Annotated in this window: 20 protein-coding genes; 12 read left to right on the top strand and 8 right to left on the bottom strand. The window is 67.3% G+C overall.

Features of this window, described 5'->3' with window-relative positions:
- From ACXDF8_RS25920 to mmsB, 5 genes are all read left to right on the top strand, one after another.
- Positions 1 to 1,533 carry a sensor histidine kinase gene (locus tag ACXDF8_RS25920; protein ID WP_457226125.1) on the top strand — a complete coding sequence of 511 codons (1,533 nt, stop codon included), beginning with the start codon at positions 1 to 3 and terminating at the stop codon, positions 1,531 to 1,533.
- Positions 1,530 to 2,210, top strand: coding sequence for a response regulator (locus tag ACXDF8_RS25915; RefSeq protein WP_457226124.1), 681 nt, complete (start codon positions 1,530 to 1,532; stop codon positions 2,208 to 2,210). The genes ACXDF8_RS25920 and ACXDF8_RS25915 overlap by 4 nt, the downstream gene beginning before the upstream one ends.
- An 87-nt stretch (positions 2,211 to 2,297) precedes the next feature.
- Positions 2,298 to 3,818 (top strand): CoA-acylating methylmalonate-semialdehyde dehydrogenase, encoded by a 1,521-nt coding sequence (locus ACXDF8_RS25910; RefSeq protein ID WP_457226123.1) that lies wholly within the window; start codon positions 2,298 to 2,300, stop codon positions 3,816 to 3,818.
- On the top strand, positions 3,815 to 4,981 hold the full coding sequence (locus ACXDF8_RS25905) for an acyl-CoA dehydrogenase family protein (RefSeq protein WP_457226122.1): 1,167 nt from the start codon (positions 3,815 to 3,817) through the stop codon (positions 4,979 to 4,981). The genes ACXDF8_RS25910 and ACXDF8_RS25905 overlap by 4 nt, the downstream gene beginning before the upstream one ends.
- A 17-nt stretch (positions 4,982 to 4,998) precedes the next feature.
- Positions 4,999 to 5,868, top strand: coding sequence for a 3-hydroxyisobutyrate dehydrogenase (mmsB, locus tag ACXDF8_RS25900; RefSeq protein ID WP_457226121.1), 870 nt, complete (start codon positions 4,999 to 5,001; stop codon positions 5,866 to 5,868).
- 113 nt (positions 5,869 to 5,981) lie between these two features.
- On the opposite strand, the gene ACXDF8_RS25895 is transcribed toward mmsB, so the two are convergent.
- From ACXDF8_RS25895 to secY, 6 genes are all read right to left on the bottom strand, one after another.
- The gene (locus tag ACXDF8_RS25895) at positions 5,982 to 6,494 is read right to left on the bottom strand and encodes a MarR family transcriptional regulator (RefSeq protein WP_457226120.1); all 513 of its coding nucleotides are present in this window, start codon (positions 6,492 to 6,494) and stop codon (positions 5,982 to 5,984) included.
- 28 nt (positions 6,495 to 6,522) lie between these two features.
- A complete protein-coding gene (locus tag ACXDF8_RS25890; protein WP_457226119.1) occupies positions 6,523 to 7,209 on the bottom strand; it encodes an anti-sigma factor family protein in 687 nt (228 codons plus the stop codon).
- Complete coding sequence (locus ACXDF8_RS25885) at positions 7,206 to 7,721, bottom strand: sigma-70 family RNA polymerase sigma factor (RefSeq protein WP_457226118.1); 516 nt, start codon at positions 7,719 to 7,721, stop codon at positions 7,206 to 7,208. Before ACXDF8_RS25885 ends, ACXDF8_RS25890 begins: the two co-directional genes overlap by 4 nt.
- A 66-nt stretch (positions 7,722 to 7,787) precedes the next feature.
- Positions 7,788 to 8,585, bottom strand: coding sequence for a type I methionyl aminopeptidase (gene map / locus ACXDF8_RS25880; protein WP_457226117.1), 798 nt, complete (start codon positions 8,583 to 8,585; stop codon positions 7,788 to 7,790).
- Between the two features lie 6 nt (positions 8,586 to 8,591).
- Positions 8,592 to 9,137: an adenylate kinase gene (locus ACXDF8_RS25875; RefSeq protein ID WP_457226116.1), complete on the bottom strand. Its 546-nt coding sequence runs from the start codon at positions 9,135 to 9,137 to the stop codon at positions 8,592 to 8,594.
- Positions 9,134 to 10,459 carry a preprotein translocase subunit SecY gene (secY, locus tag ACXDF8_RS25870; RefSeq protein WP_457226115.1) on the bottom strand — a complete coding sequence of 442 codons (1,326 nt, stop codon included), beginning with the start codon at positions 10,457 to 10,459 and terminating at the stop codon, positions 9,134 to 9,136. Before secY ends, ACXDF8_RS25875 begins: the two co-directional genes overlap by 4 nt.
- Before the next feature lie 290 nt (positions 10,460 to 10,749).
- Between secY and ACXDF8_RS25865 the strand changes: the two genes are divergently transcribed.
- Genes ACXDF8_RS25865 through ACXDF8_RS25845 form a run of 5 tightly spaced genes read left to right on the top strand, consistent with a single transcriptional unit; the run spans position 10,750 to position 15,394 of the window.
- Positions 10,750 to 11,730, top strand: coding sequence for a class I SAM-dependent methyltransferase (locus ACXDF8_RS25865; protein WP_457226114.1), 981 nt, complete (start codon positions 10,750 to 10,752; stop codon positions 11,728 to 11,730).
- Positions 11,727 to 12,632 (top strand): SAM-dependent methyltransferase, encoded by a 906-nt coding sequence (locus tag ACXDF8_RS25860; RefSeq protein WP_457226113.1) that lies wholly within the window; start codon positions 11,727 to 11,729, stop codon positions 12,630 to 12,632. Before ACXDF8_RS25865 ends, ACXDF8_RS25860 begins: the two co-directional genes overlap by 4 nt.
- 4 nt (positions 12,633 to 12,636) lie before the next feature.
- Positions 12,637 to 13,566, top strand: coding sequence for a class I SAM-dependent methyltransferase (locus ACXDF8_RS25855; RefSeq protein WP_457226112.1), 930 nt, complete (start codon positions 12,637 to 12,639; stop codon positions 13,564 to 13,566).
- Complete coding sequence (locus tag ACXDF8_RS25850) at positions 13,566 to 14,474, top strand: SAM-dependent methyltransferase (RefSeq protein WP_457226111.1); 909 nt, start codon at positions 13,566 to 13,568, stop codon at positions 14,472 to 14,474. The genes ACXDF8_RS25855 and ACXDF8_RS25850 overlap by 1 nt, the downstream gene beginning before the upstream one ends.
- An 8-nt stretch (positions 14,475 to 14,482) precedes the next feature.
- Positions 14,483 to 15,394, top strand: a complete 912-nt coding sequence (locus ACXDF8_RS25845; RefSeq protein WP_457226110.1) for a class I SAM-dependent methyltransferase — start codon at positions 14,483 to 14,485, stop codon at positions 15,392 to 15,394.
- 24 nt (positions 15,395 to 15,418) lie between these two features.
- Here ACXDF8_RS25845 and ACXDF8_RS25840 read toward each other — a convergent pair whose 3' ends face one another.
- On the bottom strand, positions 15,419 to 16,156 hold the full coding sequence (locus ACXDF8_RS25840; RefSeq protein ID WP_457226109.1) for an Rv1815 family serine proteinase: 738 nt from the start codon (positions 16,154 to 16,156) through the stop codon (positions 15,419 to 15,421).
- Positions 16,157 to 16,278: 122 nt separating this feature from the next.
- Positions 16,279 to 18,078 carry a signal peptide peptidase SppA gene (gene sppA, locus ACXDF8_RS25835; RefSeq protein ID WP_457226108.1) on the bottom strand — a complete coding sequence of 600 codons (1,800 nt, stop codon included), beginning with the start codon at positions 18,076 to 18,078 and terminating at the stop codon, positions 16,279 to 16,281.
- Between the two features lie 286 nt (positions 18,079 to 18,364).
- Between sppA and ACXDF8_RS25830 the strand changes: the two genes are divergently transcribed.
- Together ACXDF8_RS25830 and ACXDF8_RS25825 are read left to right on the top strand one after the other, a co-directional pair.
- Complete coding sequence (locus tag ACXDF8_RS25830) at positions 18,365 to 20,344, top strand: hypothetical protein (RefSeq protein ID WP_457226107.1); 1,980 nt, start codon at positions 18,365 to 18,367, stop codon at positions 20,342 to 20,344.
- A 65-nt stretch (positions 20,345 to 20,409) separates the two neighbouring features.
- The gene (locus ACXDF8_RS25825; protein WP_457222064.1) at positions 20,410 to 21,957 is read left to right on the top strand and encodes an IS1182 family transposase; all 1,548 of its coding nucleotides are present in this window, start codon (positions 20,410 to 20,412) and stop codon (positions 21,955 to 21,957) included.
- Positions 21,958 to 22,115 lie beyond the last annotated feature (158 nt).

The following is a 22,115-nucleotide window of genomic DNA, read 5'->3' as shown; positions in this document are numbered from 1 at the left end:
ATGGCGCTGGTGCCCCGCTCGCTGGCCGGGCAAGCCTTCGCCCTGCAGGCCGCGGTGATCGCCCTGGTGGTGCTGGCCGGCAGCGCCTTCGTTCTGGTCGACGCCCGCCGCGACGGCGACGAGTCGGCGCGCCAGAAGGTCACCGCGATCGCTGTCGCGCTGGCCGACTCCCCCTCCACGGCCACAGCCATCGAAAACGGCGACGCGACACAGGTTTTGCAGCCGGTCACCGAGGCGGTCCGCAAGGGCACCGACATCGCCTTCATCACGATCATGGCCCCCGACCGCACCCGGTTCACCCACACCAATCCCGACCTGATCGGCGACAAGTACATCGGCACCATCGAGCCGGCTCTGCGCGGTGAGACGTTCACCGAGGTCTACACCGGCACACTGGGCCCGTCGATTCGCACCATCGCCCCGGTCCGCGACGCCCGCGGCCAGGTGGTGGGTCTGGTGGCCGCCGGCATCACCCAAGAAAGCCTCGCCGCACGCTGGCGGGCCCAGTGGCCGACAATCGCCGCCGTCGGCCTGGCCGCCTTGGCCCTGTCCTTCCTCGGCATCTGGGCGATCCGTCGGCGCATCCTGCGCCAGACGCATGGCCTGGCCCCCGATGAGCTTCGGCTGATGTACGACCACCACGACGCGATCCTGCACTCGGTGTCCGAGGGTCTGATCGTCCTCGATCACGGCGAGGTGGCCGTAGCCAACGACGAAGCGCGCCGGCTGCTCGGGCTTCCGCCGGGACCCATCACCCGCGCCGACCTACCGGAGTTCCTGCGCGGCAACGACCCTGGCGTGCGCGACGAGGTGCGTCTCACCGACGACCGCGTGCTGGTGGTCAACCGCTCGCAGGTCAGCACGTCGGACTCCGAGGTGGTCACGATCCGCGATCGCACCGAGTTGCAGGGCGCGCTAGGCGAATTGAGCTCGCTGCAGGTGTTCGCCGATTCGCTGCGCGCCCAGGCCCACGAGTCGGCCAACAAGCTGCACACCGTCGTCACCCTCGTCGAGATGGGCCGCCCCGAGGAGGCGGTGAAGTTCGCCACCCAGGAGCTGGCGCTGTCCCAGCAACTCGTCGACCGGATCTCGGCGGCGGTCGGCGAACCGGCGCTGGTCGCCCTGCTGCTCGGCAAGACCGCCGAGGCCGACGAACGCGGCATCGAGCTGACCATCACCGCGGAAACCCACCTGCCGGCCGAGCCGCTGCTGAGCCCGCAGCAGATGGTCACCGTACTGGGCAACCTCATCGACAACGCCATGGACGCCTGTGACCGCGACGACCCCTGGGTCGAGGTCACCGTCAACCAAACCGACGAGCGGCTACTGATTCAGGTCGCCGACAGCGGGCCCGGCATGGACGCCGACACCTTCACCCGCGCCATGCAGCGCGGCTACTCCACAAAGTCCGACGGCGACGCCGACCATCACGGCCTCGGTCTGGCGCTGGTCGCCCAGATCGTCAACCGCCACGGCGGCACGCTGGCCGCCGACGTCAACTACGGCTCGGTCGTGACGGTCACGATCTCATGATCACCGTTCTGATCGTCGAAGACGAACCGCTGATCGCCGAGGCGCACCGCACGTATCTGACTCGGCTGCAAGGGTTTACCGTCGCCGGCACCGCCGGCACCGCCCGCGACGCGATGCGCATCGCCGCCGAGGCCGAGTCCCCCGTCGACCTGGTGCTGCTCGACCTGGGCCTGCCCGACGCCAGCGGTATCGCCCTGGCCTCGGCGCTCTCGGGCTTGCGGCCCGCACCCGACATCATCGCGATCACCTCCGAGCGCGACCTGGAGATGGTGCGCGCCGCGGTCGCCCACGGCGCGCTGGCCTACCTGCTCAAGCCGTTCACGTTCGCCGCCTTTCGCGATCGCCTCGAGCGCTACCGCCGATACCGCGAGGCACTACCGGCCGGCACCGACGCCGCCAGCCAGGCCGAAGTCGACCGCGCGCTGGCCGAATTGCGCATCAGCACCGACAAAGCCGTCACCCCCAAAGGCGCGGCGCCGGCCACCACCGACGAAATCGCCCGTGCGGTGCGCGACCGCGTCGAGGGACTGACCGCCGACGAGGCCGCCAAACTGGTCGGTGTCTCCCGGGTGACCGCCTGGCGCTATCTGGAACGCCTCGCCGACGACGGCACCGTCACCCGGGTGTCCGAGTACGGCAAGACCGGCCGGCCGTCGACCCGCTACCAGTGGCGCTGAGCGTCGCGGACAGACCCTTGCGGACACTCGAGACAAGTTACTAGGATGTCCTAGTATTCAGCGGCCAGGTCAGCCAAGGGGCAGTTCATGAGCACAACCATTCAGCACTTCATCGACGGCAAGCGCAGCAACCTCAGCAGTAGCCGCACCGCCGACGTTCTCAATCCCAGCACCGGTGAGGTACAGGCGCAGGTGCTGCTGGCCAGCACCGCCGATGTCGACACCGCGGTCGCCTCGGCCGTCGAGGCCCAGAAGGAGTGGGCCGCGTGGAACCCGCAGCGACGCGCGCGGGTGATGATGAAGTTCATCGAGCTGGTGAACCGCAACATGGACGAACTGGCCGAGCTGCTATCCATCGAGCACGGCAAGACCGTGCCCGACTCGCGCGGTGACATCCAGCGCGGTATCGAGGTCATCGAGTTCGCCATCGGCATCCCGCATCTGCTCAAAGGTGAGTTCACCGAGGGCGCCGGCGGCGGTATCGATGTGTACTCGATCCGCCAGCCGCTCGGTGTGGTCGCCGGCATCACCCCGTTCAACTTCCCGGCGATGATCCCGCTGTGGAAGGCCGGCCCCGCGCTGGCATGCGGAAACGCCTTCATCCTCAAGCCGTCCGAGCGCGACCCCTCGGTGCCGGTGCGCCTGGCCGAGCTGTTCCTCGAAGCCGGGCTGCCCGCGGGCGTGTTCCAGGTGGTCCAGGGCGACAAGGAGGCCGTCGACGCGATCCTGCACCACCCCGACATCAAGGCCGTCGGCTTCGTCGGCAGCTCCGACATCGCGCAGTACATCTACTCCACCGCGGCCGCCAACGGTAAGCGTTCGCAGTGCTTCGGCGGCGCCAAGAACCACATGATCGTCATGCCCGACGCCGATCTCGACCAGGCCGTCGACGCGCTGATCGGCGCCGGCTACGGCAGCGCCGGCGAGCGCTGCATGGCCATCAGCGTCGCGGTGCCGGTCGGTGAAGAAACCGCAAACCGGCTGCGCGCCAGGCTCGTCGAGCGGATCAACAACCTGCGCGTCGGCCACTCCCTGGATCCCAAGGCCGATTATGGCCCCCTGGTCACCGGCGCCGCTCTCAAGCGGGTGCGCGACTACATCGACGCCGGTGTCGCCGCGGGGGCCGAGATCGTCGTCGACGGCCGGGAAAAGGCCAGTGAAGAGCTGACTTTCGGGGATGCCAACCTCGAGGGCGGCTTCTTCATCGGCCCCACCCTGTTCGACCACGTCACCACCGACATGTCGATCTACACCGACGAGATCTTCGGACCGGTGCTGTGCATCGTGCGCGCCGCCGATTACGAAGAGGCCCTGCGCCTGCCGACCGAGCACGAGTACGGCAACGGCGTGGCGATCTTCACCCGTGACGGTGACGCCGCCCGCGACTTCGTTTCCCGCGTCCAGGTCGGCATGGTCGGCGTCAACGTGCCGATCCCGGTTCCGGTGTCCTACCACACCTTCGGCGGCTGGAAGCGCTCCGGCTTCGGTGACCTCAACCAGCACGGCCCGCACTCGATCCTGTTCTACACCAAGACCAAGACCGTCACCGAGCGGTGGCCCTCGGGCATCAAGGACGGCGCCGAGTTCGTCATCCCGACGATGCAATGAGCTTCCTAACCCTCGACGACGACGAACGCGTGATCGCCGAAACGGCGGCCGCGTTCGCCGCCAAACGGCTCGCGCCGCACGCCCTGGAGTGGGACCACTCCAAGCACTTCCCCGTCGACGCGCTGCGGGCAGCCGCCGAATTGGGGATGGCGGCGATCTACTGCGCCGAGGAGGTCGGCGGCAGCGGCCTGCGGCGCATCGACGCGGTGCGGATCTTCGAAGAGCTCTCCGCCGCCGACCCGGCACTGGCGGCGTTCATCTCGATCCACAACATGTGCGCCTGGATGATCGACACCTACGGCACCGACGATCAGCGCAAGTCCTGGATCCCCCGGCTGGCGTCGATGGAGTGCATCGCCAGCTACTGCCTCACCGAACCCGGCGCGGGTTCGGATGCGGCGGCGTTGCGCACCAAGGCCGTTCGAGACGGCGACCACTACGTGCTCGACGGCGTCAAGCAGTTCATCTCCGGCGCGGGCACGTCGGACGTCTACGTCGTGATGGCCCGCACCGGAGCCGACGGCCCACGTGGGATCTCGGCCTTCCTCATCGAAAAGGGCACGCCGGGGCTGAGTTTCGGTGCCAACGAGGAAAAGATGGGCTGGAACGTTCAGCCCACCGCTCAAGTCATCCTCGAGGGTGCGCGGGTCCCGGCCTCGGCGATGCTCGGCGGCCCGGAGGGCGAGGGCAGCGGCTTCGGCATCGCGATGAACGGCCTCAACGGTGGACGGCTGAATATCGCGGCCTGCTCACTGGGCGGCGCCCAGGCCGCCTACGACAAAACGCTGGCCTACCTTGCCGACCGGCAGGCCTTCGGCGGCGCGCTGATCGACGAGCCCACCATCCGGTTCACCCTGGCCGACATGGCCACCGCACTGGAGACCTCCCGACTGATGCTGTGGCGCGCGGCGATCGCCCTGGATGACGGTGAAGCCGACAAGGTCGAGCTGTGCGCGATGGCCAAACGCTATGTCACCGATGCCTGCTACGAGGTTGCCGACCAGGCGCTGCAGTTGCACGGCGGCTACGGCTATCTGCGGGAGTACGGGCTGGAGAAGATCCTGCGGGATCTACGGGTGCACCGGATTCTGGAGGGCACCAACGAAATCATGCGGGTGGTTATCGGGCGCGCGCAAGCGGCCCGGTCGCGCGCAACGGCATAGGGCAAAGGAGCCTGTACATGACGACGATCGCGTTTCTGGGACTGGGCCACATGGGTGGCCCGATGGCGGCCAACCTGGTCAACGCCGGGTACACCGTGCGCGGCTTCGATCCGGTGCCGGAACTGCGGGCTGCCGCCGAAGAGAAGGGTGCCGCTGTCTTCGACTCCGGCACCGCCGCGGTCACCGGCGCCGATGTCGTCATCACCTCACTGCCCAACGGCGCGATCGTGAAAGCCTGCTACGCCGAAGCGCTTTCGGCTGCCAAGCCCGGCACACTGTTCATCGACACCTCGACCATCTCGGTTGACGATGCCCGCGAGATCAACGCCCAGGCCGTCGCGGCTGGGATGGCGCAACTCGACGCCCCGGTCTCGGGCGGCATCAAGGGCGCGACCGCGGGCACGCTGGCATTCATGGTCGGCGGTGCTGCTGACGCGCTCGAGAAGGCTCGCCCGGTGCTGGAACCGATGGCCAGCAAGGTCATTCACTGCGGAGACTCCGGCGCCGGTCAGGCCGCCAAGCTGTGCAACAACATGGTGCTGGCGGTACAGCAGATCGCGATCGGCGAGGCGTTCGTGCTGGCCGAGAAGTTGGGTCTGCCGGCACAGTCGCTGTTCGACGTGATCACCGGCGCGACCGGCAACTGCTGGGCGGTGCACACCAACTGCCCGGTACCGGGACCGGTTCCGACTTCACCGGCGAACAACGACTTCAAGCCCGGGTTCGCCACCGCTCTGATGAACAAGGACCTCGGGCTGGCGATGAACGCGGTGTCCTCCACCGGCGCCACCGCACCGCTGGGCACGCATGCCGCCGAGATCTACGCCGAGTTCGCCGCCGAGCACGGCGATCTCGACTTCAGCGCGGTCATCGAGACCCTGCGCTGAGCCCCCACCGCCCGCGAGCAGACACAAAATCGCGTGAATGGGCCGCAAAACGTACAAGTTTGTGTCTGCTCGTGCCACGAGGGTGATCCCGGCGCGCGAGGGGTGACCAGCACCTAGAAGTCGCCGGCGTGGTGGCGCAGCGTCTCGATCGAGGACACCAGTGCGTGCGCCTGCTCCGCCGACATCCCGACGTTGGCGAACACCTGCTCGTTGAGTGTCGCGGTGGCGTCCTCCACCGTGGACCGGCCCAGTTCGGTGATCTGCACCAAGGTGGTGCGCCCGTCGGTAGGGTGCGGGACCCGCTTGACCAGGCCGTCGGCCTCCAGCCGCCGGATCGCATGGGTGACGCTGGTGACGTGTACCTGCAGCCGATCGGAGGCCTTCGTGATCGGCAGCCCACCGGTGCGGCTGAACGCCAGCAGCCGCAGCAGCTCGAACCGCGAAAAGCTCAGATCGTAGGGCCGCAGCGCGTTCTCCACCCGGGCCAGCAGGATCTGATGGGCTCGCATCACCGAGGTCACCGCCACCATGCCGTCGGCGACATCACCCCACCCGGCGCGCTCCCAATTGCGGCGCGCCGAAGCGATCGGATCCGGTTTCTCCGGCGGTGCTGAATCGGCAGACATCCGCCCATTCATACCGCATCGGCGGCCGCTACAGGCTGCGCTGCAACAGCACGTCTCCGGTATCGGCCGAGACCACCTGCACAGCGGCGATCTTCTCGATCGGCATCGACGTGCTTCCCGTCGGCGAGGCCGTCGCGCCATCGTGGGCCATCCAGGTCGCCAGCTGAACCCGGCTGCCGTCCCGTCCCACCGCGTACATCGCCAGCTTGTTGCCGCCGTCAGCCCCGATACCACCGTCCTGGCGGTACGTGCAGGACATCGACACATGGGTGCCCCACCCCATCGGGGTCACCTGCACCGTGGCCTCGAACGACGACGGCATCACCGTCGTCATCGGCGCCGCGGCGACCTGCGGTGCCGGTGTGGATGCGAACGGTGCCGGTTTAACGGCGATCAGCACTCCGCCGGCCAGCACGGCCGCGGCCGCCACCGTCCACGTCAACCAGCGGCTCCGCCGCCGGCGCAGCCGAACCTCGTGGAGTACGTCGTCGAGCAGCTGCGGTCGCAGCGGCGGGGGTTCCAGCGCGCCGTCGTCGATCGTGGCCACATCGTCGGGGCCCAGCTTGGCCAGCAGCGCCGGCATGCCGCTGAGTTCGCCGACCGCTTCCCGGCACGACGGGCACGAGCCCAGGTGGTTCTCGTACTCGCGACGCTCGGTGCTCGACAGCGACCCCAGGACGTAGGCGGCGTCCCACATGACATACGGATCGGTCATCGGGTCACCCCCATCTCCTGCAATGTCAGGCGAAGCGCGCGGACCGCATAGTGCAGTCTCGACTTCACCGTTCCCTCGGCAATCTGAAGGTCGGCCGCGATCTGTGCAGTGGTCCAGCCCAGATAGTAGGAGCGCCGCACCACCGCCCGGTGGGCGGGCGACAGCTGCGCCAGCGCATCACCGAGCAGCAGGCGGTCCAGGGCTGAGTTCACCTCGTCGGGCCCGGCATCTTCGGGCGCGCCTTCGATGTCGAGCGAATTGGTCTCTTTGCGGAAGCGGGCACTGCGCCGCTCGTCGATGATCAAGTTGCGGGCGACGGTGAACAGCCAGGCTCGCACGGATCGCTCGGCGTCGGCGGACACTTCGGGATGCTGCCAGGCCCGCAGCAAGGTCTCTTGCACCACGTCTTCGGCGCGGGCTCGGTCCCCGGTCAGCCGCAGCGCATAGCGCCACAGCGCGGCGGCATGCTCGTCATAGAGCACCCGCACCAATGCCGCCTCCGGGTCGTCCATCGTCCACCTCCGGCGATGACACGAAACCGGGGAGTATCTGGTTCAAGTGTGCGCGAACCGGTGGAGCTAGACGGTGAGAATCCGAGGTCCGTCGTCGGTCACCGCGACGGTGTGCTCCCAGTGCGCGGCGCGTGAGCCGTCGGTCGTCACCACGGTCCATTCATCGGCCAGAACCCGGGTCTTGGTGGTGCCCAGGGTCAGCATCGGCTCGATGGCCAGCACCGAACCGGCGACCAGCAACGGCCCGCGGCCCGGCTGTCCCTCGTTGGGCAGGAACGGGTCCATATGCATCTGCCGGCCGATGCCGTGGCCGCCGTAGCCCTCGACGATGCCGAACCGGCGGCCGTGGGCGCGTTCGGCCGCGCGAGTGCCGGCCTCGATCGCGTGGGAGACGTCGGTGAGCCTGTTGCCGGGGATCATCGCAGCGATGCCGGCCTCCATGGATTGCTTGGTGGCTGCCGACAGCGCCTCGTCGGCGGGGATCAGCGTGCCGATTCCGAAGGTCACCGCGGCGTCGCCATGCCAGCCGTCGATGATGGCACCGCAGTCGATCGACACCAGGTCACCTGCCGCGAGCTTCTCGTCGGCCGATGGGATGCCGTGCACCACGCGGTCGTTGACCGAGGAGCAGATGCTCGCGGGGTACCCGTGGTAGCCCAGGAACGATGGGATGCCGCCGGCCTGCCTGATCACCGTCTCGGCGACGTCGTCGAGATCCATGGTGGACACCCCCGCAGCAGCGGCCTCGCGCACCGCACGCAGCGCCGCGGCCACCACCGCGCCGGCGGCGGCCATCGCGTCCAGTTCGCCGGGGGTACGGGCGGGGACGGTCTTGCGGTTACGAAGCCCAGGCAGGGAAACCATCGACGCTCAGCGACCGAGTGCGTGCAGCGCCCGCGCGAACACCTCGTCCAAGCCGCCGACGGCGTCGACAGTCTTCAGCTCGGCGGAGTAGTAGTCGAGCAGCGGCGCGGTTTCGTCGCGGTAGACCTTGAACCGGTTCCGGATGACGTCCTCGGTGTCGTCGGCGCGACCGCGGCCCTTGAGACGCTCGACCAGCTCGTCCTCGGGGACGCGGAACTCGAGCACGGCGTCGAGCTTGAGGTCGCGGCGTTCGAGCATCTGCTTGAGTGCCTCGGCCTGCTCCACCGAGCGCGGGAAACCGTCGAGGATGAACCCGCCGGCGACGTCGTCGTCGTTGAGCCGGTCGTCGACGAGGGCGTTGGTGAGCGTGGCCGGCACCAGGTCACCGGCGTCGAGGTACTTCTTGGCTTCCAGGCCCAGCTCGGTGCCGGTGCTGATGTTGTGCCGGAACAGGTCGCCGGTGGAGATCTGCGGGACTCCCAGCTTGTCCGCCAGCTTGACCGCCTGCGTTCCTTTGCCCGCACCGGGCGGTCCAAGCAAAACGATTCTCACTTCAGGAACCCTTCGTAGTTGCGCTGCATGAGCTGGCTCTCGATTTGTTTGACGGTGTCCAGTCCGACGCCGATCATGATCAACACCGCGGTCCCGCCGAACGGCAGGTTCTGCACGCCACCGCTGTTGCCCATCTGCAGGAACACGTTCGGCAGCACTGCGATCACACCCAGGTAGATCGAGCCGGGAAGGGTGATCCGGTTCAACACGTAGCGCAGATAGTCGGCGGTGGGCTTGCCCGGGCGGATACCGGGGATGAAGCCGCCGAACTTCTTCATCTCATCGGCACGTTCGTCAGGGTTGAACGTGATCGACACATAGAAATACGTGAAGAAGATGATCAGCCCGAAGTAGATCCCGATGTAGACCGGGTCCGCTGGGTTGGTCAGGTAGTTCGCGACGAACTTGTCCCACCAGCCGTTGCTCGGCGTGGACCGGCCGCTCTGGATGAGCTGGGTGATCAGGTGCGGGATGTAGATCAGCGATGAGGCGAAGATGACCGGGATGACGCCGGCCTGGTTGACCTTCAACGGCAGATAGGTCGACGTGCCGCCGTACATGCGGCGGCCCACCATGCGCTTGGCGTACTGCACCGGGATTCGACGCTGGCCCTGCTCAACGAAGACGACGCCGACAATGATGATCAGCGCGGCCACGCAGACCGCGGTGAACACCATGCCGCCGCGGCTGTCCAGGATGCTCTTGCCCTCGGCCGGGATGCGGGCCGCGATGCCGGCGAAGATCAGCAGCGACATGCCGTTGCCGACGCCACGCTCGGTCACGAGCTCGCCCATCCACATGACCAGGGCAGCGCCCGCGGTCATGACCAGCACGATGATCACCAGGGCGAAGATGCTCTGGTCGCTGATGATGTCCAGGGTGCAGCCCTGCAGCAGGCCGCCGTTGGCGGCCAGCGCCACGATGGAGGTGGCCTGCAAGATGGCCAGCGCGATCGCCAGATAGCGCGTGTACTGGGTCATCTTGGCCTGGCCGGCCTGGCCTTCTTTACGGAGCTGCTCGAACCGCGGAATCACCACCGTCAGCAGCTGAACGATGATGCTGGCGGTGATGTAGGGCATGACGCCCACCGCGAACACCGTCAACTGCAGCAGCGCGCCGCCGGAGAACAAGTTGATCAGTGAATAGATCTGCGCGCCGCTGCCACCGCTGACCTGCTCGATGCATTGGTGGACGTTCTTGTAGTTGACCCCAGGGGACGGCAGCGATGCGCCGACCCGATAAAGGATCACAACGCCCAGGGTGAACAGGATCTTTCGCCTCAGGTCGACCGTCCTGAGTGAAGAGATGAAAGCCGAGAGCACTCTTCCTCCTGGGCAGCCGGACGGGAGTCGCAGCGTGCCGATGGGGCTGGTTTGGCCAGCGGTTGGGTAGTCCTGCCTTGCACCGATCGCCGCCAGGATTAAGGCCTGCGGCATCGCGCGTTCAAACAGTCTACGAGAGTAACAGTTGGCCCAGGCAGGACGGCAATCCGCGGATGGCGACCGGGCCGTTGCGCCCACAGCTGATCGCCAGCGGGAAGAGCGTACAGTCGCTGGTGGTTATATCAGCTAATCAAACTCCCCTGGCCTAGGCACGAATCGAGGATCTGCCGATGACGCGCACCGACGACGACAGCTGGGACCTAGCCTCCAGCGTGGGTGCCACCGCAACTTTGGTCGCCGCCGCCCGCGCCGCCGCCAGCCGGGAAACCGAACCCCTGATCGACGATCCCTTCGCCGAGCCACTGGTCCGCGCCGTCGGCGTCGACTTCTTCACCCGGATGGCCCGCGGCGAACTGCCCACCACCGACGACGAGACGGCCATGGGCGTCAGCCGGATGACCGACAACATGGCCGTGCGGACGAAGTTCTTCGACGAGTTCTTCCTCGCCGCCGTAGCCGCCGGGCCGGCGACATCGGACACGCCGCACGCCGGGCCGGCGACATCGGGCACGCCGCACGCCGGTATCCGCCAGGCGGTGATCCTCGCCTCCGGGCTGGACTCCCGCGCCTACCGGTTGGACTGGCCGCACGACATGGTCGTCTTCGAGATCGACCAGCCCGAGGTCGTCGCCTTCAAGACCGAGACCCTGGCCCGCCAGGGCGCGGCGCCCACCTGCGAGCGCCGCACCGTATCGATGGACCTGCGCAACGACTGGGCCACGGCACTGCGTGAGGCCGGCTTCGACCCGCTGGCGCCGACCGCGTGGAGCGCCGAGGGTCTGCTCGGCTACCTGCCGCCCGAGGCGCAGGACCGCCTGCTGGACACCATCACCGAACTGTCGGCGCCGGGCAGCCGGCTGGCGCTGGACTGCGCGCCACCGTCCACGCCGGACGAACAGGACGAGATGCGTCAACGCATGCAGAGCGTCTCCGACCACTGGCGTGAGCAGGGATTCGACCTGGACTTCGGCGCACTGATCTACCTCGGCGAGCGCAACGAACCGGGCTCCTATCTTGACGAGCACGGCTGGTATGCCGACCACTCACCGGTGAACGACCTGCTTGCCGCAGGCGGACGCGCCGTTTTCGACGCCGATGAACCGATGGGCGAGCTGTACTACGTCAGCGCCGTCTACGGCGGTGACCGATGACCCGGGAAGACTCCGACACCTGGGACCTCGCCTCCAGCGTGGGGGTCACCGCCACCATGGTGGCTGCCGCCCGCGCTGTCGCCAGCCGCGAAGAGAACGCCCTCATCGACGACCCGTTCGCCGCACCGCTGGTCCGCGCGGTCGGCATCGAGCTGTTCACCAAGATGGTCGACGGTGAGGTGGATCTGGCCGCCGTGGACAAAGAGGGCAGCGCGCGGATCATGACCGACGTGATGGCCGTGCGGACCCGGTTCTTCGACGACTTCTTCCTCGATGCGGGTCGGGTCGGTGTGCGACAAGCCGTCATCCTGGCTTCGGGGCTTGACTCCCGGCCGTACCGGCTGGACTGGCCGGCCGGCTCGGTGGTGTTCGAGATCGACCAGCCCACAGTCATCGACTTCAAAACCCAGGTGATGTCCGATCTGGGCGCCTCCCCCACCGCCGAGCGGCGCACCGTAAGCATCGATCTGCGCGAGGACTGGCCGGCCGCATTGCGCGCCGAAGGATTCGACGAAACCACGCCGACCGCCTGGAGCGCGGAGGGCCTGCTGGTCTACCTGCCGCCGGACGCCCAGGACCGCTTGTTCGACAACATCACCGCACTATCGGCGCCGGGCAGCCGGCTGGCCACCGAGTACCACCCCGACGCCGGCGCCGGCATTGCCAGCCGAACCAGTCAGGTCAGCGACCACTGGCGCGAAATGGGACTCGACATCAACCTCGCCGACCTGTTCTACACCGGCGAGCGCAACTCGGTCGTGGACTATCTCCAACGAGACGGTTGGCAGGTGGCCAGCCGCACCCGACCGGAGATATTCGCCGCCCACGGCCGGGCGTTCCCCGACGGCGACCTCACCGCACCGCTGCGGAATTCTCTGTCCGTCACCGCAATTCGGAGGTAAAACGATGAGCGAGAACGCTTCCGTCCGTTACGACGGCGACACCTGGGATCTGGCGTCCAGCGTGGGGGCGACGGCGACGACGGTCGCTGCCTCCCGGGCGCTGGCCTCCCAGGGACCCGACGCGTTGATCCACGACCCGTACGCCGAACCGCTGGTGAAGGCCGTCGGCCTGGAGCCCCTGATCCGGTTGGCCAACGGCGACGGCACGGTCGAGGGACACCCGATGCTCAGCCGGCAGAACATGGTCGAGCAGATCGCGGTTCGTACCCGCTTCTTCGACGACTTCTTCACCAATGCCGCCCGCGACGGGGTGGCCCAGGCGGTGATTCTGGCGTCCGGACTGGACACCCGCGCCTACCGGCTGAGCTGGCCGGCCGGCGCGGTGGTGTTCGAACTCGACCAGCCCCTGGTCATCGAGTTCAAGACCCGCGTGATGGCCGACCTCGGCGCGACCACGACCGCAGAGCGCCGCGCCGTCGGGATCGACCTGCGCGAGGACTGGCCGCACGCGTTGTGCGACAACGGCTTCGACGCCAGCCGTCCAACCGCGTGGATCGCCGAGGGACTTCTGGTATACCTGCCGCCGGACGCCCAGGATCGGCTGCTCGACAGCATCACCGAGCTGTCGGCGCCGGGCAGCCAGTTCGCCACCGAGTTCATGGCGCCCGGCGCCACCCTGCCCGACAGCTGGAAGGACCGGTTCAAGGACTGGTCGTCGCGGATCGGTGCCGACATCGACCTGTCGTCGCTGATCTACGACGGCGAGCGCAACTCCGCCGGCGACTACCTCGCTGAGCGGGGATGGAAGATCAACGTGCGCACCACCCGCGAGTCCTACACCGCCAACGGGTTCGAGCTGCCCGACGATGAGGCATTGCTCGAATTCGCCGACATCAGCGGCTATCTCACCGCGAACTTCACCGGAGCGAAGTAATGGCACGCACCGACGGTGACACCTGGGATCTGGCCTCCGGCGTCGGCGCCACCGCGACTGCCGTCGCCGCGTCGCGCGCCATGGCCCACCGGGCCACCCTCATTGACGATCCCTGGGCCGAACCGCTGGTCAAAGCCGTCGGCATGGAGATGTTCCTGCAGATGCTCGACGGAAACGCCCAGCAACACACCAGCTCCGACCTGGAGCGAATGGCACAGGGCATGGCCGTGCGCACCCGGTATTTCGACGACTTCCTCCTGGCAGCCACCGCCGGCGGCATCCGCCAGGCCGTCATCCTGGCTTCCGGTCTGGACGCGCGCTCCTATCGGTTGCCCTGGCCGTCGGGGACCGCGGTCTTCGAGATCGACCAGCCGGGCGTCATCGACTTCAAGTCCTCCACCCTGGACAGCCTCGGGGCCACGGCGACGGCTGGGCTGCACTACGTCGGTGTCGACCTGCGTGATGACTGGCCGAAAGCCCTGTGCAGCAGCGGATTCAATCCTGACCAGCCGACAGCCTGGATCGCCGAGGGGCTGCTGATCTATCTTCCGCCGGACGCCCAGGACAGGTTGTTCGACAACATCACCACACTGAGCCCGCCCGGCAGTCAACTGGCCACCGAGTTCATGCCCAGCATGGGTGCCTTCACCGGCGATGCGGACACCTCCGACGAAGACGGTGAGCAGCGCTGGCGTCGACTGGGCTTCAGCGACGATCTAGCCAAGCTGGTTTATCACGGCGAGCGCAGGCACGTCATCGAGTACCTGACCGGCCTGCACTGGGACGTTACCGGTGCACTGGTCGAGGAACTGTTCGGCGCCAACGGTTTCGAGCAGCACAAAGACTACATGGCCGAGCAGTTCGCCGGCTTTCAATATGTCTCGGCGACTTTGACCGCGACCGACTAGGAGTAGCGATGGCCCGCACTGACGACGACAGCTGGGATCTCACCGAGAGCGTGGGCGCGACTGCGACCATGGTCGCCGCCGGCCGTGCGCTGGCGACCAAGGATCCGCGACACCTGATCGACGATCCGTTCGCCGAGCCCCTGGTCCGCGCGGTCGGCATCGAGTTCTTCGTCAAGATGATCGACGGCGAGCTGCCGGCCTCTCCCTTTGGGGACGTCACACCCGAGCGGGTGCAGAGCATGGTCGCCGGAATGGCCATGCGCGCCAAGTTCTTCGACGACTACTTCATCGCTTCCGCGCAGGCCGGGATCAGGCAGGCAGTGATCCTGGCCTCAGGTCTGGATTCACGGGCCTACCGGTTGCCCTGGCCGGCGGGCACCGTGGTGTTCGAGATCGACCAGCCGCAGGTCATCGACTTCAAGACCGGGGTTCTCGACGATCTCGGCGCCGCCCCTACCGCCGAGCGCCGGACCATCGGTATCGATCTGCGCGAGGACTGGCCGGCCGCGTTGAGCGCGGCCGGCTTCGACTCCGCGGCCCCGACTGCCTGGCTGGCCGAGGGACTGTTGATCTACCTGCCGCCGGAGGCGCAGGACCGGCTCTTCGACACCATCACCGCGCTGAGCGCGCCGGGCAGCACCGTGGCCACCGAATACGTCCCGGGGATATTCGATTTCGACGCCGAGAAGGCCACCGCGATGACCGCTACCATTCGCGAGCAGGGACTGGATCTCGACATGGCTTCACTCGTCTACCCCGGCCCACGCAGCCACGTCATGGGCTACCTGCGCGACAAAGGCTGGGACGTCACGGGTGTCCCCGATGACGAGCTGTTCGTTCGCAGTGGCCTGCAGCCACCGAACCGCGACGGCTACGACCCCCTCGGCGAGATCGTCTACGTCAGTGCCACATTGAGCTGATCGGCGGGTAGGTTACCTACTGCATCAGCGCGGAGCGGTGACCCGCGAGGTGGCCGTGGGCCGCACCGCTGCCGCGTTCGTCGACTGGGCGGCCGACTGGGTGACCGCCTGCCAGGACATGGCCGCCGGGAACCAACTCCACGTGCAGATGAACATCCCGGCCAGGATCGCCCGTCCGTCGGCGGTCCGCACGTAGACCGGCCCGCCCGAATCGCCCTTCTGGCTGACCACCCCGTTCGCCATGGTGAACCAGCCGTTGTTGACCCGATCGACCGTTCCGCAACTCTCGCCGGTTACCACGCCGAAGTGGCACACCGCCAGCCCGACCATAGGCACCGCGGCCCGGTCCGCCATCATCTGCCGGCCGCCCGGCAGAGCGGTGCTGACGACGACACCGGGAGCCAACGCGATTGTCTCCCAATCTGATATGACGTCGTTAAGCGCGACTGTGGTTCCGTCCGGTGTGTTGTTCTGATAGCCGGTGGCAACCCCCACCACGGAGCCCGCCCTGTCGGTGACGACTCCGCCCCCGTGACAATGGCCGGCAGTGAAGGCGATTCGGGTCGTCGGGTCTGCGTAGCCCAAAGTGCACACCGTGGTGCCCTGCCGAATCTCCATGCCAGGAAAGACCATAACCGCCGCCGCCCGCGCGACGGGGGTTATGGAGGTGAATAGCATCAGCAGCACCGCCGCGGCCGCGGTACGCCACGCCGCGGTTCGATGCTCCCCGGATCCGACGTGCACACGCGCGGTGTTCACCATCGGCCCCGTCCGTCTCCGCCTGCAGCATCCGACATGCTCGCGGAGTCGACAGTAGGAAGCCTGGATCGGTAGAGCCTGTGCCGCAGTTAAGCGCCACCTATCAGTGGCTGGTCAGGGCACCTCTAGAAGCGGCTGTCCCCCAGCCAGAGCACACTTGCGCCGGTCAAGGCGCGCTCACCCTGATCCAGCACACCCCGAACCGACTGGCCGACGATCGCAGCGAGCGCCTCGGGCAGGGACGCCGCCGCGGGTTGCGACGAGGGCTTGGGGCGCAGGAAGTCCCACACCGAGGAACCCGGATAGCTGACCATCTCGACCTCGTCGTCGACGCCGATCCCGGCCAGCACCTTAGCTCGTCGCACCGCTGTGCGAAGCCCGCCCAACTCGTCGACGAGACCATGCTCGAACGCGTCGGCCCCGGTCCACACCCGGCCCTGCGCCACGGCCTCGACCGCCTCAACCGCCATGTGCCGGCCCTGGGCAACCCGCTGCACAAAATCGGTGTAGAACAGATCCGCCTCGGCTTCCACGAGGTCGTGCTGCGCGGGGGTGAACGGAGCGTCAATCGACCACGCATCGGCATTGTCGTTGGTACGCAAGCTGTCCGAGCCCACCCCCAACCGCTCCTTGAGTTCTCGGGCCACCAGCTTGCCGGTCAGTACCCCAATCGAGCCGGTGATGGTGCCTGGATTTGCGACGATGGCGTCGGCGGCCATAGCGACGTAGTAACCGCCCGACGCAGCCACCGCGCCCATCGACGCGACCACCGGTTTGCCCTTGCCCCGCACCCGGGACACTTCCCGCCAGATGGTCTCCGAACCAGTGACGGAACCACCGGGGCTATCCACCCGGACGACCACCGCGACCACCTCGTCGTCGGCCCCGGCCTCCCGCAAGGCCGCAGCGATGGTGTCGCCGCCTGCGCTGGACCGGCCGAACGGCAACGGTTGCGGGCCACCCCGGCCGCTCACAATCGGGCCGGCGACGGTGACCACTGCGATCCTTGGCCGCTTCGGGCGGCCGGGCATCGAGGGCATCGGCACCGGCGAAACACCCCTGCCGATCTGCGCGTAGCGCGACAGATACAGCCGCGGCGGGGCGTGGTCGTCGGTGTCGGCATCGCCAGTCTCAGGTGAGATGCCCTCCACACCAATCATTTCGGCGATCCGGCTGTATGCCTCGTCCCGGAAACCGATGCGGTCCACCAGGTGGCCGCCGACCGCTTCGTCCCGCACCAGGGGGGCGCGGTTGGCCATGCCATCGACATCGGCGATCTCGATGTTGCGCGATTCGGCGACGGCCGCCCACACCTGGTTGCGCAAGCTCTCGATCAGCCGCGAATCAGCCTCCCGGTGGGCTTCGGTGTAGTGGTCCTCGGTGAAGAGGTTCGCCGCCGACTTGTATTGGCCACGGGTGACGAACTGCGCTTCGATCCCGGCCTTGCCCAACGCGTCGCGCAGGAACAGCGCGTTGGTGGCGAACCCGACGAGCCCCACCGTGCCCGAAGGCTGCATCCACACCTCGGAGAACGCCGAAGCCAGGTAGTACGACAGCGTGCCGGGATAGGTCTCGGCCCACGCCAGTGACGGCTTGGCCTGCGAGAAGGCCGCGATCGCATCGCGCAGTTCCTGCACCGGCCCGGCCGGGGCGGCCGGAAGCTGCACGCGGGCGATCAGCCCCGCCACGCGCTCGTCGGTCGCCGCTCGGTGGATGGCGGCCACGGCGTCGCGCAGTAGCAGCGGCCTACCGCCGCCGGTGACCAGGGCCAGCGGATCGAAGCCGGCGGTCTCCGGCGGCACCGAATGCAGATCGAACTCGAGAACGCAGCCATCGGGCACCCCGTGATGCCGGGCGGTGTCGATGCGGCGCAGCACACCGCGGATGTCGTCGGCGCCCGGGATACCGGGCAGGAAGGCGAACATGATTCGAGGCTACCGTGGCGCCGACCCGCACCGACCTGGCGTGAATGACCGCGCCCCTTGCCACGCCACGACGTTCGGTGCCGCCCGGGAGTGTGTTGCCACAGAAGGGGTATCGCTGCTCCAGAAGCAGAGCGGATTTCGCTGCGGAGTGTCGGTAGCCCTGCTAACGTTCGCGCCGACGGGAGCGTCATAATCAGGGAAGTCGGGGGTTGGGTCGATGGGCGCGTGCACACATGACGGGGAGCGGTTCGACACGCAGGGACCACGACGCGCGCACGCCACGCGGATGTGGTTGAACGCCGGTGCCGTCACCCTGGGCGTCGGCGCGGCCATGGTGGGTGCGGCTGCGGTCGCATCCGCCGACACCGGGGCCGCGGGCGGCCATTCGGCCACCAGTGTTTCCTCGCATTCCTCCTCGCCGGCGGGCAAGGCGAAACCCAAGCCGGGGACCGCGAACAAGTCGACAGGCACCTCCGCCCGCACGCGCGGTCCCGCCTCGGCGATGGCGGCGGTCAACGTCGGCGCCAAGCCGAAGTCCCCGACATCGCCGGTGCCGACAAGCAGCGCCGCAGCCGACCAACCGACCACAACACCCGCGGCGCAGAACCCGCTCACCACGGCGTCGGCGACGGCACCGGTCGCGGTCACCCGCACCGTCTCGCGGGCCGCTGCGGTGCCCACCCCAAATCAGCTGCTGAGCGGTCTCCAACAACTCGGACGCGACCTCTCGGTGACCGTGTCGAACCAGATGTACGACGTCCGAGCCAATCTCGCCACCCTGCGCGACGATCTGGCCCAGGTCTTCGGAATCTCTCGCGTGGTGGTCACCACCCCGGGCGTGTACGGCAATCCAACACAGAACAAGCAGTACTTCGTCGCGATGCCCGACTTCGTCTCGGCCGCGCTGTCGACCGTGGCCATGGCCTACGGCCAACTCACCGGCACCGCGCCCGATCTGCCGGCCTTCGTCGACGCTGCCCTGAACACTGGCAGCCTCGCCTTCCCCGGAAACAAGATCTACCGCGGCCCGGGCACCACCTGGTTCGTCAAGTGGACGGACAGTTACGAGCTACTGCAGGACAAGGGCGTTCGGGTCATCACCCGCTACTACAACGGTGAGCAGCAGAGCCGCGCCGTCAACGACCTCGTCGCCGGTCTGAGTGACCCGACCAAGGTGATGATCGCCGCCATCACCGGTCCGGTCGACGGCAGAACAGAGCCGGGCGAGAAGACGGTGATCGTGATCGGTGTCGACACCACGCGCAACATCGTCACGATCAACGACCCGACCCGCGCCGACGGGCAGGGTCTGGAGATGAAGTACGACGACTTCCTCGATGCGTGGGGCAAGCAGAACTATCTGCTGGTCACCACCCAGCTGGCTGCCTCGTCGTCGACACCGCTATCCACGCCGGCGACCAAGCTGGTGTGGTCGCTGCCCGCACCGAACGAGATCGGCGGGGCACTGCAGAACGCCGGCCGAAGCATCGCACTGGCGGTGGTGCACCAAATTCAGGGCGCACAAACCAATCTCGCTGATCTGGCGACCGACCTCGCCTATACCTTCGGGGTCAACGACCCGTCCGCCGACGGTCCGCCCGCATCCGGGGACCTCGAATACGGCAACTACACCCGCAACCTTCCGTACCTCTATCCGCAAGGAAAGTACGCAACCTGCGCGATCATGGCGACAGCGGCGATCATCGCCCAGCTCAGGGGTGGCGAGTTGCCGCCGGACCTCGGTCAGCAGATCCTCGACCAGGCGACCTCGACCCCCAGCGGCCGGATCCCCGGCGAGACGATCTACGAAACCAACGGCGGACAGAACGGTCTGCACTGGGGCACCTACAACGAAGACGTCGTCAAGCTGCTGAACATGAACGGCGTCAACGCCGACTGGACCACCTATCTCAAGAAACAGGGCGACGTCGCCATGGACGCCATGACCTCGGCGCTGAACCAGCAGCAAGGCGTGATGGTCTCGCTGGCCAGCAACGTGACCTGGAACGCGTACCTCAGGAAGTACTTCGGCAGGAATGTCATCCCCCCGGGCGATCGAGGAGTGCAAAGCGACCACGTCGTGGTGGTGATCAGTGTCAACCTGACCAAGAAGATCGTCTATCTCAACGACAGCGCGATGGAAAACGGCCAGGGCTTTCCGGTGCCGCTCGATGACTTCATGAAGGCATGGCAGTACAGCAATTACTCGCTGATCACCGCGGAACTGCCCGCCGACACCTCATCCTCGTCGGCACTCGCCAGCTAGGAGCCTGCTGAATTAATCCCGCGTGGCGGGGCCGGTTGTGCTGGGGTTTTGGGGACAATTGGTGGGTGCAAGGTCGCTCGGATGATCAGCGTGAGTTGTTGGATGCGGAGTCGGTTGCCGGGCATTTGTTGAAGTCCGACAGCATGTTTGCTTTCTTGGCGGCGCATCGTTCGCAGTTGTTTCCCGAGGAGATGTTCGTCGATCTGTTTCCGTCACGACGGGGCCGACCGAGTGTTCCAGCCGAGGTGATGGCCTCGGTGATCACCTTGCAGGCGCTACACGGCCTGTCGGATAACGAGACCGTCGAGGCGGTCACCTTCGATCTGCGGTGGAAGGCGGCCTGCGGGATGCCGATCACCGCGACGGCGTTTCACTCCACCACGTTGACCTACTGGCGGCGCCGGTTGGCGGCCTCAGAGCGCCCGAACCGGATCTTCGAGGCGGTCAAAGCCGTCGTCACCGAGACCGGAGTTTTGGCCAAGAAGACACGGCGGGCGCTGGATTCCACCGTCCTGGACGACGCGGTCGCCACCCAGGACACCGTCACGCAGCTGATTGCCGCGATCCGCCGGGTCCGCCGCGACGTACCCGACGCCGCGCAGGTCATCGAGGCCCAGTGCACTGCGCATGACTACGACGACCCGGGCAAACCCGCGATCGCCTGGAACGACAAGTCAGCCCGTGACCAGCTCGTTGATGCCCTGGTCAGCGACGCGCACCGACTGCTCGGTCACCTCCCCGAGCAGGATCTCGGGCCCCGCGCCGCCGAAGCGGTGGCATTGTTGGCGCTGATCACTGGCCAGGACGTCGAACCCGTCGAGGGCTCTGATGGCACCGACGGGCAGTGGCGCATCGCCCAGCAGGTCGCCCCGGACCGGATCATCTCCACTGTCGATCCTGACACCCGCCACGCTCACAAGACGGTGCACCGCCGCCAGGACGGCTTCAAAGCCCATATCGCGGTCGAACCCGACACCGGCATCATCACCGACTGCGCCCTGACCAAGGCCAACGGCCCCGACAACCACGAAGCCGTGGTCGGGTTGGCCCTGCTCGACGACGAACCCGCTCCAGTGCGGGTGCTCGGGGATTCGGCCTACGGCACCGGCGACGCCCGCGCCGCACTGGCCGAACGCAAGCACATCGCCGTGATCAAACCGACGCCGCTGCGCGCGCCGGTGCCCGGTGGATTCACCAGCGACGATTTCAGCATCGACTTCGATGCCCGCACCGTGACCTGCCCGGCCGGCCACACCGCCGGTATCGCACCCAGGGGTGGGGTGAAGTTCGAGAGGCACTGTCGTTCATGCCCTTTGACAACGCAATGCACCACTGCCAAGCGTGGACGCCAGCTCACCATCGGTGAACACGAACAGCGTCTACGCGCAGCCCGAGCAGTCGCCCGCACACCCGAGTGGCAGGACGAGTACCGCCAACACCGCCCCATGGTGGAACGCTCGATCGCCTGGCTCACCCGAGGAAACCGCAAACTCCGCTACCGCGGAATCGCGAAGAACGGCTACTGGCTCCACCATCGCAGTGCCGCGCTGAACCTGCGACGCCTCATCACGATGGGCCTGACCCACACCGGCACCACCTGGGCCATCGCCTAGCACAGACCACCAGGTCTTGCCGTCACACAGCACAGATGCCACGCTCGACACGGCGGGGTGACCCTCGAATTGTCGGCCCTCAGGTCTGAGGGAACACACGCGCCACAGAGCGCTCTGAGGCACCCCGCCCCAAACGCCCTAATTCAGCAGGCTCCTAG

The organism is Mycolicibacterium sp. CBM1 (assembly GCF_054073305.1).
Note: the sequence above shows the minus strand (reverse complement) of the source record. Positions and strands in the feature narration are given on the sequence as shown.

Bases quoted from the DNA above. Each gene is read 5' to 3' on its own strand.
- ACXDF8_RS25845 (WP_457226110.1), top strand. From the start codon at position 14,483: ATGGCCCGCACTGACGACGACAGCTGGGATCTCACCGAGAGCGTGGGC.
- ACXDF8_RS25905 (WP_457226122.1), top strand. From the start codon at position 3,815: ATGAGCTTCCTAACCCTCGACGACGACGAACGCGTGATCGCCGAAACG.
- ACXDF8_RS25920 (WP_457226125.1), top strand. From the start codon at position 1: ATGGCGCTGGTGCCCCGCTCGCTGGCCGGGCAAGCCTTCGCCCTGCAG.
- ACXDF8_RS25860 (WP_457226113.1), top strand. From the start codon at position 11,727: ATGACCCGGGAAGACTCCGACACCTGGGACCTCGCCTCCAGCGTGGGG.
- ACXDF8_RS25855 (WP_457226112.1), top strand. From the start codon at position 12,637: ATGAGCGAGAACGCTTCCGTCCGTTACGACGGCGACACCTGGGATCTG.
- ACXDF8_RS25910 (WP_457226123.1), top strand. From the start codon at position 2,298: ATGAGCACAACCATTCAGCACTTCATCGACGGCAAGCGCAGCAACCTC.
- ACXDF8_RS25850 (WP_457226111.1), top strand. From the start codon at position 13,566: ATGGCACGCACCGACGGTGACACCTGGGATCTGGCCTCCGGCGTCGGC.
- ACXDF8_RS25840 (WP_457226109.1), bottom strand. From the start codon at position 16,156: ATGGTGAACACCGCGCGTGTGCACGTCGGATCCGGGGAGCATCGAACC.
- ACXDF8_RS25895 (WP_457226120.1), bottom strand. From the start codon at position 6,494: ATGTCTGCCGATTCAGCACCGCCGGAGAAACCGGATCCGATCGCTTCG.
- ACXDF8_RS25915 (WP_457226124.1), top strand. From the start codon at position 1,530: ATGATCACCGTTCTGATCGTCGAAGACGAACCGCTGATCGCCGAGGCG.
- map (WP_457226117.1), bottom strand. From the start codon at position 8,585: ATGGTTTCCCTGCCTGGGCTTCGTAACCGCAAGACCGTCCCCGCCCGT.
- sppA (WP_457226108.1), bottom strand. From the start codon at position 18,078: ATGTTCGCCTTCCTGCCCGGTATCCCGGGCGCCGACGACATCCGCGGT.
- ACXDF8_RS25830 (WP_457226107.1), top strand. From the start codon at position 18,365: ATGTGGTTGAACGCCGGTGCCGTCACCCTGGGCGTCGGCGCGGCCATG.
- ACXDF8_RS25865 (WP_457226114.1), top strand. From the start codon at position 10,750: ATGACGCGCACCGACGACGACAGCTGGGACCTAGCCTCCAGCGTGGGT.
- ACXDF8_RS25885 (WP_457226118.1), bottom strand. From the start codon at position 7,721: ATGGACGACCCGGAGGCGGCATTGGTGCGGGTGCTCTATGACGAGCAT.
- mmsB (WP_457226121.1), top strand. From the start codon at position 4,999: ATGACGACGATCGCGTTTCTGGGACTGGGCCACATGGGTGGCCCGATG.
- ACXDF8_RS25890 (WP_457226119.1), bottom strand. From the start codon at position 7,209: ATGACCGATCCGTATGTCATGTGGGACGCCGCCTACGTCCTGGGGTCG.